The organism is Alicyclobacillus tolerans, assembly GCF_048984885.1.
GTDB classification, from domain to species: domain Bacteria; phylum Bacillota; class Bacilli; order Alicyclobacillales; family Alicyclobacillaceae; genus Alicyclobacillus_I; species Alicyclobacillus_I tolerans.
This window is the reverse complement of record NZ_JBMGNK010000002.1, coordinates 872,489-885,723: the sequence shown is the minus strand read 5'-3', so window position 1 is coordinate 885,723 and position 13,235 is coordinate 872,489. Positions and strand designations below refer to the sequence as shown.

Below are 13,235 nucleotides of genomic sequence, written 5' to 3'. Positions count from 1 at the left end.
TTAACTATGGATTTTACTCTTTTGAGTTTTGTAATTTCTTTTCAATAGCTAAATTTAATTGCATCACATTGAGCATAGGCACCCCCCAAATACCGAATGTTGGATGGATGGTGTCCTTTTTTATCAATTGTTCTAACCAGTTCTTCGAAAGGCCAGTAGCTTGAGCGATCCGGCTAATTTGTAGTTGCGCATCTCGTAACGTTATATCCGGATCCAGGCCCGATGCTGAAGATTCCACCATACTTGTGGGTATCTCTTGAATAGGTATATTGGGATTTTGTTTCTCTATTTTTTGGATATTTTGTTGAATTTCTTTAAGTAATGCTGGATTCGTTGGGCCCAAGTTAGAACCTCCAGAGCCATCTGCATTATATTGCACTGCTGAAGGGCGAGGTTGAAACAGTCCTGGTTGATTTACTGCTTGTGCAATAAGCATAGAACCTACTTTATGATGATGAAATGTAACTAAACTTCCATTAGCTTGCCATGGAAAAAACCATTGCCCAATACCTAATACTGCTAAGGGATAGAAAATTCCTAAAATCACAGCAAACACTATCGTGAAGCGAATAGAACGAATAATATTGACCATCCTGGCACCCCTTCTCGTCTTTTTAGGAAAACCAACCCGTTGCTGTCAATATCACATCAATGAGCTTTATGCCCGCAAAAGGAACTATGACCCCTCCCACTCCAAAAATGAGTAGATTACGAATCAACATCTGGGTAGCACTCATTGGGCGATACTTAACACCACGCATTGCAATTGGAATCAAAGCTGGTATCACCAACGCATTAAAGATAAGCGCAGAAAGAATAGCGCTTCTTGGACTAGAAAGGTGCATAATATTCAAAACTTGTAGTGAGGGAATCATCGTTACAAACATGGCAGGTATGATGGCAAAATATTTCGCTACATCATTAGCAATGGAGAAAGTGGTCAAAGCTCCACGCGTTATCAATAACTGTTTACCAATGGAAACTACTTCAATCAGCTTGGTCGGATCAGAGTCGAGATCGACCATATTTCCTGCCTCTTTAGCAGCTGCCGTACCAGTATTCATAGCTAGGCCCACATCCGCCTGAGCCAAGGCGGGCGCATCATTCGTACCATCTCCAGACATAGCCACCAATTTTCCCTGTTCTTGTTCTCGCTGGATTAACTGCATCTTATCCTCAGGCTTAGCTTCTGCTATAAAATCATCTACTCCAGCTTCTTTAGCAATGGTTGCGGCTGTCAACGGATTATCTCCCGTACACATAACTGTTTTAATCCCCATTTTGCGCAGCTCAGCAAATCGTTCGCGCATTCCCGGCTTAACAATATCTTTCAGATAAATCAAACCGTAAATTTCTTTATTCACCATGACTGCCAAAGGCGTACCGCCATCTTTGGCAATCAGTTCAGTGTAGTGATCCAAGTCTTCCGGGATTTCCCCGCCCTGTTCTTGAACATATCGTTTGATGGCATCTACTGCCCCTTTACGGATAATGAAGCCATTCTTAAGATTTAATCCGCTCATTCGTGTGTCCGCACTAAATTCAACATTCTCCGCATCAACATAATCCTCACGACGCAATTGAATATCCATAGTTTGACCAAGCTCAACCACAGAACGACCTTCGGGCGTTTCATCAAACAAAGAAGATAGGACTGCTTGCTCGGCTAATTCCTTTTCTTCATGACCACCAACAGGAATAAACTCTGAAGCCAATCGATTACCTATTGTAATTGTTCCGGTTTTATCCAAAATCAACGTATTGACATCTCCGGCAGCTTCCACCGCTTTACCAGATTTGGCAATAACGTTAAAGCGAATCACGCGATCCATTCCAGCAATGCCAATAGCCGAGAGCAAAGCTCCTATGGTTGTGGGAATTAGGCAAACCAACAGAGCAATGAGCGTGGCAATGTTTAAGCTTTTCCCCAAATAATCAGCTACAGGGGGCAGACAAACAATAACAATGAGAAAAATGAGTGTTAACCCTGCCAATAACACAGATAACGCTAACTCGTTGGGAGTTTTTTGACGAGTTGCTCCTTCCACGAGTCCAATCATCTTATCCAAAAACGATTCTCCAGGATTGACAGTTATACGTATCAAAAACTCATCCGACAATAATTTAGTTCCACCTGTGACAGAACTAAAATCTCCACCAGCGCCACGTATCACTGGAGCAGACTCACCTGTAATGGCGGACTCATCAACACTCCCAATACCTTCCAAAACTTCGCCATCGGCAGGGATAATCTCATTCGCTACAACTTTGACAATATCACCCTTTTTTAAACTACTGGCAGGGACTTGAGCAAATGTGCCATCTGGCTGCTGCAGGCGGGCTATAAGCTCTGTTTTGGTTTTACGCAGTGTCTCCGCTTGCGCCTTCCCTCTTCCTTCAGCAATTGCTTCCGCAAAATTACCGAATAGAATTGTAAAAAACAAAATTATTGTGACTGCCAAATTATATCCACGAGCTGATGCCACATGTCCCAAAGAAACTTTGGAAGAAAAGGCCCAAGGGTCTATAGTCAGCCAAAACGTAATCAACATGCCGATCTCGACTACAAACATGACAGGATTGCGAAATAATATTTTCGGATGGAATTTTTTGAAGGACTCCAGAAATGAACTTTTTAAAATTTCTGCTGAAAGCGTACCCTTTGTCACTGACATTCTATAACCCTCCTTCTGCTCATTTTTAGTGGACGATATGAGAAACCGTATGCATCATCTGTAACTGTTCGCCAATGGGTCCAATGGCTAAGAAGGGGAAAAATGTCAAAGCTCCAACAATTACAAATACTGCCACAAAGACACCTCCGAATGAAAAAGTGTCTGTTCTCAACGTACCTTCCGAAGCAGGGATAATAGGTTTAAGAATCATTGACCCAGCAATAGCAAACATCGCCAAAATGGATATATAACGTCCAAGCAACATGACGACTCCAAGCACCAGATTATAGAATTCCGTATTTCCGTTTAGCCCTGCAAAAGCCGATCCATTATTGGCTGCTGCCGAAGTGAATGCGTATAAGACTTCTGTAAATCCATGCAATCCTGGATTTAAAATAGACGCTCTGCCAACTTGGGTAGCTATAGCAATCGCTGTTGGAACAAGTATGACAAAGGGATGAACCAACATAGCGACTGTAGCCAATTTGACTTCCCGAGCTTCAATTTTCTTTCCAAAAATTTCCGGGGTTCGACCCACCATCAGTCCAGAAAGAAATACTGTAATGATTAAAAACATCAAAATATTTAAAAGACCTACTCCTTTACCGCCAAAAATGACGTTAAACATCATGAATAATAGAGGTACAAGTCCGCTGATGGGCATTAAACTGTCATGCATAGCGTTTACGGCACCCGTAGTATACGCGGTGGTTGCAGCTGTAAATAGACTGGTCAAAGGAATACCAAAGCGAACTTCTTTACCCTCCATATTGGGACCATGAATGCCAAACGCTTGATGAACTAGAGGATTACCAGCCGCTTCATTCCCATAAATAATAAAAGTACCTAACATCAGAATGGCTGTTAAAAAAACATAAAGGACTATAGCCTGCTTACGGTTTTTGAGAAATAGGCCAAGCGTCCATATCAAACCTGTTGCAGTAACTCCCATTGCCAAAATTTCCAGAACACTCGTTAATGCTGTTGGATCTTCATATGGATGAGCGGAATTGGCATTAAAAAAACCTCCTCCATTGGTCCCTAGCTGTTTAATGGCTTCCAAACTCGCCACGGGTCCTCTAGCAATTACCTGAACATCTCCCGATAATGTGTGTACAATAGCGGCCCCTTGTAAAGTTTCCGGAACGCCGAGAGCGACTAAAACGCAGGCCAGTAGAAAAGACATCGGTAGGAGCAACCGGGTATGAGCGCGAATAATATCCACCCAAAAATTACCTAAATTATCCGTTTTACTGCGAACGATTGCCCGAACAAATGCTATTGCCGCTACTAAGCCTGTAGCTGCTGAAGTGAACTGTAAAAAAGTAATACCTAGCATTTGTCCTAGGTAGGACATGGACGTCTCACCAGCATAATTTTGCCAGTTTGTATTGGTGATAAAACTGGCTGCTGTATTAAAAGCGAGAGCAGGAGACATTCCTGGAATTTTGTCTGGATTAAGAGGTAATCGACCTTGTAAGCGAAAAATAAGATAGGCAAACAACAGCATGACAAAATTCACCAACATTAAGGCACGTAGATATGCTTTCCAATCCATTGACACAGATGAATCAACGCCAATCAATCGATATAAGAACCGTTCCACTGGCATAAAAAGACGATCCATTCGACTGTGTTGTAAGGAAAAAATAGTATAGATATATCGACCTAACGGTATTCCAAATAAAAACATCAAAATCAGCACCAGTAAAATTTGTAGTATTCCTTCTACAGTCATTCCGTTCACCTCCTAAAGACCTCTTTAACCTTTCAAAATTTTTCCGGGTGAAAAATAACGTATGTTAAATACCCCATAAGCAAAATGGCTAACGATAGCAGAAACCACATATTCGCAACTCCTTTGCTCTATGTCCTGTCAAACCAACGATAAACCAAAATAAAAAACGCAAAAATGGCACAAAACAATAAAATGGAAATTAAATCCCCCATTTCCGCCCACCCTTCTAAAGCGTTTTTGCATCATTCCACTTTTTCACTCAATCTGTCGTTCGATTACAGACCTGAGTTTACGTGGCTTCTTCATCAATTTGGATGATAAATTTAGCTGTTAGACATAAAAAAAACGTAAAAATTGACTCTTTAAGATTCATTAGAGATATAACTAGAGAGGAAATTGTGGAACGATAAAAATTCGAGAGGGAAAGACGAATGAAAAGTTTCTCTCCTAAGTGGCAGATTTTAGACTCTACTCATAAAGGCAATCGAAAAAGTTATATAGCATTTATCAAAAAAATCCCGATCATCCGTTATCTAATCAGCAATAAAAATCGCTTGACAGCCTATACAGTTACGATTGGAATGAACGGGGTACTCACTTTACTTTTGTTTATCATCGGATTTACGTACGATCGCGTTAACATTGCCATGCTTTACCTTTTACCCGTTCTTATAGCATCGGTAACCTACGGACTGGGTCCTGGCATTCTGTCAGCATGCTTAGGCCTACTACTGTTTGATTTCTTTTTTATCCCTCCAATTTTCAGTTATTCCGTAAGTGATTTACGCTTTCTAGTATCTTTTGCAGTTTTTTTAACTGTTGCCATACTCACGGCTAGTTTAGCTTCACAGATGCGCAGACGTGCTGAAGAGGCCAAAAGACGAGAGGCAATCGCCAATACTTTATACTCATTAAGTCGTCAATTGGCAGCGAACAGTCAAATCGAGGCTATCATCAACCTCATTCTACAGTTTGTAGAAAATGCTTTTGATACTCAGGCCATGATTGCTTTATCTCAAGAAAAAGAGTTCAAATATTATTTTTCTACGACACATGACCAACAGGTCATGGCCAAAACCGACCAGTATATTCTAAAATGGGTATTTCGTCATGGACAAACAGCTGGTCTCGGCTCAAAAACTTACCAATCTGCTGCACTTTTATACATCCCCCTTAAAGCGGATGAAAATAATTATGGTGTACTCTGTATCGGTGAACCGGGAAATTATACCATTTCAACTCATCGCGATCACATTGAGATTTTACACGCCATTGCTGGATTGGCCGCCATCTCTCTTGCACGTATTCACTATGAAGAGCAAGCCCAATTAGCTCATTTAGCTGCAGAGTCGGAACGTCTGCGGACAGCGCTTATCAACTCTATTTCACATGAGTTAAAAACCCCTCTGACCACCATTATTGGTGCATCAGGCGGCTTAATCGACTCATTTGACAAGCTGTCTATTGAAGATAGTTTGGAGCTGATATCTACTATTCGTGAAGGCGCCATGCGCATGAATCGTCTGGTCTCTAACTTAATCGGCATGATGAGAATTGAAAGCGGTATGATGCAGCTTAAACGAAGAGAAACGGATATTTTAGATATATTGGGAGTTGCCTTAGCGGATTTGAAAGAAATTCTTCAAACTCATCCCGTCCATATCTCAACAGTTGGCGATATTCCCGAAATGTATCTTGACGAATTGTTATTGGAACAAGTATTAGTCAACATTATCAGCAATGCTGCAAAGTATTCTGAACAAGATTCGCCTATTGATATTTCGATTCAAAAGGATGTTCAACATTTACATATAGAAGTGCGCGATTATGGTATAGGCATACCTGATGATGAAAAGCACTTGATTTTTAATAAATTTTATCGGGCTAGTAATACAACACATATTTCGGGAACAGGCCTAGGATTAGCAATCTGTCATTCTGTGATTGAAGCCCACGGTGGAAAGATTCGTGCTGAAAATGCATTTCCTCGTGGAACGCGTATAATAGTGCAACTGCCCATTCAATTTGTTCATTCCCAAAAAATTCGCAAGGATGATAAAAATTGAACCAGACTGGTGCTAAAATTTTAATCATTGATGATGAACCTGCTATCCAAAAACTATTGCGACTCACGTTAAAAGCCCACGGCTATCAAATTATAGAAGCTTCTAGTGGTGAAAAGGGCATGATGAATGCAGGCATGAATCGCCCAGATCTTATTATCCTTGATTTAGGGTTACCAGATATGTCAGGGCTTGAAGTATTAAAAAATCTACGTGAATGGACGCAGGTTCCAATTATTGTATTAACTGTTCAGGAAGATGAAAGAGATAAGGTAACTGCCCTCGATCTGGGTGCAGATGATTATATGGTTAAACCTTTCGGCATGAATGAGTTACTTGCTCGAATCCGTGTTGCTCTGCGCCATGCAAGTCAAACAGTCGATGAACCTGTAATTGAGTTGAAAGGGATTCGCATTGACTTTGTGCAAAGAAAAGTGGAACTGCATGGAAAAACTATAAAACTTACACCCATTGAGTACGATTTACTCAAAATTTTAATGCAAAATGCCGGTAAAGTAGTGACCCACAAGCAACTTTTAACACAAATATGGGGAAATGTTGACTACAATAATTCAACCCATTACTTACGAGTTTATATCGGTCATTTGCGAAAAAAAATAGAGACCGATTCTACTCAGCCTCTCTACATTGTCACAGAACCAGGAATTGGTTATCGTTTTGTAGCAGAACAAGACTAGTGTACAAGTTAATTTCTCTAGACAAAGCTCCCGTTGAAAATCAATTTCTACTTTTTGGAGTCCATATTTATCATCACTAGCATGAGTTATTTGCCACTTTTGAGATTATAACGAAGTTAAGAATCTCTCTATGTTCTTTCGTTTTCTCACCCATTCTCGCTCATTCGCAGTTTTTCATGTTTGACATGACGGACAGATGACACAGATGGAGCGGGAAGAGTCGTTGGATTTGCCATGTGGGTGTGCGAAAACAAGGGGTAAGCCCATGATTCCCAAATATGGTTTACCATTGGATGTCTACATACACCTTTGCGGCTTACCCTCTCATGTCTCTCAGGGTCTCTTCTGATCCCTTGTCATTCCATCGTTCTGCCTGTCAAAGGGTGGATGCCGTATTCTGCTGACCGCTAATGCATTAAAGCTCGCAAACCATCTCTCTATATTAATATATTAGCGAATTCAAGTCCTCCGAAGACATTCGCTCCTGTCGCCACACCCAAGAACCAATCGAATTATTGTTAGGGTCAATCCTTTTCAAACCCATAGTCCCGCTCAACTTTAGTCACTCTGGTTTTGTATCTTAAATACCATTGAGACTTCCCCAGTCTTTGGGCGATCAAATGCCGTTCATTCTCTTTCCAGTTTTGAATAGAATCATCAGATGTGAAAATCACTGCGAAATAAGGTGGTTTTGGTGTTTGATCGATTTCACTCACGATGACACCCCCATAAGAGCTTTTAGTGTTAGGCTGAAATATTTGACACAACGAATCGAGAATGTAAGAATAGGGAAATTCCAGGTGGGCTAAATGGAAATCAAATACAATAAAGAATTCAAACTTAATGCAGTTCGATTTGCTATGGAGAGTGATAAGCCGGCGAGCCAGGTAGTCCGGGAACTAGGTATGTTGTAAATGACTTTGTTTGGCTGAATGGCCAAGTATAAGGATGATCCTGCTTCCCCGTTCGTTGGCAACGGAAAACTCAACTCTGAGGCGAAGACCATGCGGGACCTGGAGCGGGCCTAGGAACTCCAGCGGCCGACAGGATCCTTATTGCAACATTCGGACGGTGAGAGCCCCCATACTCCTCTCATGACTACCGAGACAAGCTGCAATATTATGAGATGGTTGGTAGTATGAGTCGAAAAACAATTGCTAGGACAACGCATTCATCGAGTCCTTTCACAGTATCACCAAGTGTGAGCTCATACACATTAAGTTATACGCAACACGAAACGAGACATCTTTGAATATATAGAACTTTGGTATAATCGAAGAAGGATTAATTCCTCCAACGGCTACTTCACACCAGTATAATTTCAGGCTGCAAATTACTACTAGAAGGAAAGTAGCTAAGAGGCAGCTATGCTACCCACTAATAAATGGATGAATTTTGACACTTCAACCATTTGAGGTGTCTACCCTATCCTAAAATAAACGAGTACTAAGTCCCGAGAAGCGTATACAGAACTAGCCTCATCAGAGATGAGGATCAGGCTGTCGAGAAAGACCACTGCGAGTGGTCTTTTTCAATTCAAGCAATATCTTTGTAGTTCGATTTACACAGGTTTGTATCAATGGGAAATGTGAATCGCTCTTCATCTAGCTCGTTTTGCTAGGTGAAGAGCGATTTTTTTCATGTTCTGACAGGCAGCGGTCATCAGTGCCTGTTCGAGCACCTTGTCCCTGCCTCGGAACCTCGCGTATCTGTATCCATGAAGTTGTTTCGCATCTGCAAAACTTCGCTCAATGGTTTGCTTTCGGAGTCGGTATAGGCGTTTCCCAGATTTACTTAATCGGTTCTCTCGGACCCTCTCTTTGCTATCCTCCCAAACGTGTCGTACCAAAACTTTTTGCTTGTTGCGGGAGCGTGTACACTGAGTCAGAATGGAACATGCCTTGCAAATTTCTGGGTCGGATTTGTACTCCCTGTAGCCTTCACGAGTTGTCGTTCGGTAAGTAAGTGGGTGTTTCTCTGGACATAGGTACGAATCCGTTTTCTTATCGTATCGGAACTTCCATTTGGGCATTAAACCCTTTGTGGGATGAAATCGGCGGTGACCAATCACTGCGAAGATACCACGTTCAGTTAATTCGTTACATATCGGATTTGTTAGGTAACCAGAGTCGAGCGCCACGGCTTCAACATTGAAACCAAAACGTTCAATTTGTCTTTCAAGTCGCCCTACGTATGGAATTGAATCATGGATATTGCCTGGCGTGATATGCACATCTGTAATCAAGTTGTACTTCGCATCAACGGTTCTGTGGTCGAGATAGTAAAATCCTTCCGGCTTGCCTTCGCGGTACATATATCCACTGTCCGCATCTGTGAGGCTGACCTTTACTTCGCGCTCCTTGGACACCTCCTTCCTGGGGCTTAAGGACTTTTTTTGGTGAGCGCTCCGATCTGCAGCGATGGCAAGGTCAAGTTCAGCAAGATAGCCTTTTACTTTTTCCTCAACGACTTTCCGCTCGAACTTGTGCTTATTTGCATTAGCTTTAATGTGTGTGGAGTCTGTCATCAGGACTCGTCCAGAAATGAGTCGGTGCTTCATACCTTGGAGAACGATTTCGTCAAAGATGTCTTGAAAGATGCCGGTGCCTGCAAAGCGAATACACCGATTCCATGACAGGGTGGTATGGTCCGGAACCCGGTCAGTAAGTTTTAATCCCAGGAACCAACGGTACGCAACGTTCGTCTTCACTTCTTGTTCCAACTGGCGCTCAGAACGGATGCCGTAAAGGTACCCCAGAAAGATCATTTTGAAGAGTACAACCGGATCCACCGCAGGTCGTCCGTTGTCTTCGGAGTAATAAGGACGGACCTTCTCTGGAATGAACGAGAAATCGATGTAACGATCAATCTTCCGAAGAAGATGGTCCTCAGGGACAAGTTCTTCAATAGATACAAACTCGAACTCCAACTGACGACCGTCTTTTGACTGGTACACGTCATCACCACCCAACATTGGTTATGAATATTATAACATAAATACATATATTTAGAATAAAAGAGACATAAAGAATGGCTGTCGAAACTTTCTCGACAGCCTGAGCCTCATCAGAGATGAGGATGTCTTTGGATAGTAATTCCATTTCAGTGTGATTAGGCGACTGGATGTACCATGACCTCGAGACCGAGTGTCTCTAGCTTACGGATGGCTTGTCTGACGACTGCATCTTTCTTACGAGTTTCATAATAGGTCGGCCCCAATTCAATGTAGGGTTGACGTCGCTTTAACATGTAATACACCATACTTAAGATGCTATGTGCCACCGCAATAGTCGCTCGGCTACTTCCTCTACGGGAAGTAATTCTATGGTGCTGGGCTGAGAGATACGTTTGTTTCGTTCTTGCTGCACGGGCCGCTTCCACTAGGGCTGTCCGAAGCTTTTGATTTCCCTTACGAGTTTTCCCTGACTTCCGTTTTCCTGCACTTTCGTTATTTCCTGGAGCCGCCCATGAACACAGATGAGCGGCGGATGAAATTGATCCATGTCTGTCCCGATTTCCGCAAGGATTTGCTCTGCTGTTCGTCGACCGACACCAGGGATGGTATCTATTAACTCCAAGTCTTCCTCAAAAGGGGCCATTCGCCTTTGAACCTCTTCATCGAGTCGGGTAATCTCTTCATCGAGATAATCGATGTGCCGTAGTTGCGCAGCCAGCATCATTCGTTGGTGGTCTCCCATCAACCCATGTCATGCTCGCTGCAAATTAGCCTTTTTCGATTTCAATCGTCCTCTCGCCCATTCCAAAAGTGCTTCAGAGCTATTCTCTCCCTGAATCATCGCCTCGAGCATGGCACGCCCAGACTTCCCCAAGGTGTTACTCGCTACGGAAGACAGCTTGATGTTGGCCCCTTCTAGCACCTTCTGTATCCGATTTACTTCTCTTGTTCGTTCGTTTATCAGGCTCCGACGGTAACGAATGAGTTCTCGCAGTTCACGTTGGGTTCGGTCCGGGATATAACTGGCTTGCCATACCCCATCGCGAAGCAAACCAGCTATCCACTCAACATCCTTCACGTCCGTCTTGCGCCCCGGGACGTTTTTCATGTGATTTGCGTTAACCACAATCACTTGAAAGTCCTCTGATTTCAAGATGTTATAGATGGACTTCCAAAACGAAGCAGTGCTTTCCATCGCTACATGCGTACACCCGTGTTGTTTCAACCAGTCGACCATTTCTAACGTGTCTACCGTCATGGTGGAGAAGGTGCGAATTTCCTTGGCTTCCGACGTCACGACGCATGCAACTACCATCTTCTTATGCACGTCGAGACCACAACAACGTTCGTAGACGACATCCATATTGATCCTTTCTAGCGGACTGTATCAATTGAAGGGCTGGTGCAACGAACATAAAGATCATTCTATCCTGCGTGCTTCCCTAAAGGGAGCAACATACTGTGGTGCACCGGGTCGTCGTAGTCAGTCTATTGAGCGGGCTCATGGCACCAGTTTGGAACGACCTGCCTTCGCCAGCCACCAAAGTGTCATTCAACACGAGCCTATTTTCATCCTTCTGCTGGTGCCGCTCAGGCGGCATGGTCGTCTATTGACTTAATACATCTGGCTTGGAAAAACACGAAATAGGTTCAAGTTTGTACTTAAGCAAGACGAATTGAAAAAAAGGTCGAGCCCGATTCAAAAAAATTTGCAAATAAATACAGGAAGGATTTCGTTGTGGAGGTAATAGAGAGAATGATAATATTGATGTTAGGCTCTAATGGTGGACACAGCAAATCGAGAATGTGAAAATAAGTAAATCATCGATTTGAGGTGTCTGTGTTGGAACGTAGATATGATTGAGATTTTTAAATTGAATACGGTGAAGTTGGTGTTGGAGGAGGGGAAGACAGCCTCACAAGTGGCACGGGATCTGGTTATGACTTCAATGACGCTTTATGGGTGGATTGCTCAATATAAAAGCGATCCGAAACATCCCTTTGTTGGCAGTGGGAATTTGAAGCCCCAAGCCCAAGCGACTTGGGATGTAGAGCGTGAGAACCGTGAGCTGAGAGAGGAAATAGAAATCTTAAAAAACGCAGTGCGCATCTTCAGCAACGACCGGAAATAAGATATCAGTTCATCTACGACCATCGATTCGAGTTTTCGGTTCAGAGGATGTGCAAAGTGCTGCAGGTATTTCGAAGCGGGTACTATGCATGGCTCAAACGCCCAGATAGCGAACGCAAACAGCGATGTCGCAAGCTTACAAAACGCATTCATCAAATCTTTCTGTCCTCTCGGCGATGATACGGGAGTCCGAAAATTACACGGATTCTCCATGCAGAAGGATGTCGAGTTGGTCAGAAAACAGTGGCTGGAATGATGCGTGAGAACGGGCTAAAAAGTCGTACCGTACACAAATACAAGGCGACCACCCATTCGAAACACAACCACCCGGTGCATGACCATGTGCTTAACCAGACATTCCAAGCAGAGCGTCCAAATCAGGTCTGGATGTCGGATATCACATATGTTTGGCCCACCGAAAGATGGCTATATGTTGCAAGCATCATGGACTTATTCACACGGAAAATTGTTGGGTGGAAAGCCGATTCACGGATGACGAAGGAACTCGTCATGGCTGCGTTAGAGCAAGCCTATAAGCGTGAAAAACCGGATGATGGTGTACTGCATCACTCGGACCGTGGAAGTCAGTATGCGTCAAGGGAATACCGGGACAAGTTGAAGGAATACCAGATGATCGGCAGCATGAGCCGCAAAGGCAATGGTTACGATAATGCTTGCATCGAGTCGTTCCACAGTGTCATTAAGCGGGAGCTAATTCATCTTGAAACATATGAAACAAGGGCAAGGGCAAAGCGAGACATCTGGGAATACATCGATCTTTGGTACAACCGAGTGCGGATTCACTCGCCAATCGGCTACAAAACGCCAGTTCAATACACTCCATGTATGACCAAATGATACTCAAGGCGGCTGGCTAAACAGGTTAAGTGGTACAAAACTGAATACTTAGACATTCTCTGTTTGGTCTGTCCAACCTATTTACTTAATACAATATTTATTTCGTTATCTAACGA

Annotated in this window: 8 protein-coding genes and 2 pseudogenes; 3 read left to right on the top strand and 7 right to left on the bottom strand. The window is 43.0% G+C overall.

Translation table 11 applies throughout. From position 1 onward, the window contains the following. Positions 1-13 precede the first annotated feature (13 nt). Genes kdpC through kdpF form a run of 4 tightly spaced genes read right to left on the bottom strand, consistent with a single transcriptional unit; the run spans position 14 to position 4,523 of the window. The gene (gene kdpC / locus ACOJUR_RS04440) at positions 14-592 is read right to left on the bottom strand and encodes a potassium-transporting ATPase subunit KdpC (protein ID WP_420949346.1); all 579 of its coding nucleotides are present in this window, start codon (positions 590-592) and stop codon (positions 14-16) included. A 22-nt stretch (positions 593-614) separates the two neighbouring features. Continuing rightward, on the bottom strand, positions 615-2,675 hold the full coding sequence (gene kdpB / locus ACOJUR_RS04435) for a potassium-transporting ATPase subunit KdpB (protein ID WP_072873906.1): 2,061 nt from the start codon (positions 2,673-2,675) through the stop codon (positions 615-617). Positions 2,676-2,700: 25 nt separating this feature from the next. Beyond that, positions 2,701-4,413: a potassium-transporting ATPase subunit KdpA gene (gene kdpA / locus ACOJUR_RS04430; RefSeq protein ID WP_420949345.1), complete on the bottom strand. Its 1,713-nt coding sequence runs from the start codon at positions 4,411-4,413 to the stop codon at positions 2,701-2,703. A 32-nt stretch (positions 4,414-4,445) separates the two neighbouring features. Beyond that, positions 4,446-4,523, bottom strand: a complete 78-nt coding sequence (kdpF, locus tag ACOJUR_RS04425) for a K(+)-transporting ATPase subunit F (RefSeq protein ID WP_072873950.1) — start codon at positions 4,521-4,523, stop codon at positions 4,446-4,448. A 321-nt stretch (positions 4,524-4,844) separates the two neighbouring features. Between kdpF and ACOJUR_RS04420 the strand changes: the two genes are divergently transcribed. Beyond that, positions 4,845-6,479, top strand: coding sequence for an ATP-binding protein (locus tag ACOJUR_RS04420; protein WP_420949344.1), 1,635 nt, complete (start codon positions 4,845-4,847; stop codon positions 6,477-6,479). Then, a complete protein-coding gene (locus ACOJUR_RS04415) occupies positions 6,476-7,174 on the top strand; it encodes a response regulator (protein ID WP_203115183.1) in 699 nt (232 codons plus the stop codon). Before ACOJUR_RS04420 ends, ACOJUR_RS04415 begins: the two co-directional genes overlap by 4 nt. A gap of 524 nt (positions 7,175-7,698) precedes the next feature. On the opposite strand, the gene ACOJUR_RS04410 is transcribed toward ACOJUR_RS04415, so the two are convergent. The 3 genes and pseudogenes from ACOJUR_RS04410 to ACOJUR_RS04400 all read right to left on the bottom strand — a co-directional run bounded on the left by ACOJUR_RS04410 (position 7,699) and on the right by ACOJUR_RS04400 (position 11,493). After that, positions 7,699-7,890 carry a hypothetical protein gene (locus tag ACOJUR_RS04410; RefSeq protein ID WP_420949343.1) on the bottom strand — a complete coding sequence of 64 codons (192 nt, stop codon included), beginning with the start codon at positions 7,888-7,890 and terminating at the stop codon, positions 7,699-7,701. 884 nt (positions 7,891-8,774) lie between these two features. Further along, on the bottom strand, positions 8,775-10,148 hold the full coding sequence (locus ACOJUR_RS04405; protein ID WP_420949092.1) for an IS1182 family transposase: 1,374 nt from the start codon (positions 10,146-10,148) through the stop codon (positions 8,775-8,777). Positions 10,149-10,285: 137 nt separating this feature from the next. Beyond that, positions 10,286-11,493: pseudogene (locus tag ACOJUR_RS04400) on the bottom strand (IS110 family RNA-guided transposase). A 480-nt stretch (positions 11,494-11,973) separates the two neighbouring features. On the opposite strand from ACOJUR_RS04400, the pseudogene ACOJUR_RS04395 reads away from it, so the two are divergent. Continuing rightward, positions 11,974-13,119: pseudogene (locus tag ACOJUR_RS04395) on the top strand (IS3 family transposase). Positions 13,120-13,235 lie beyond the last annotated feature (116 nt).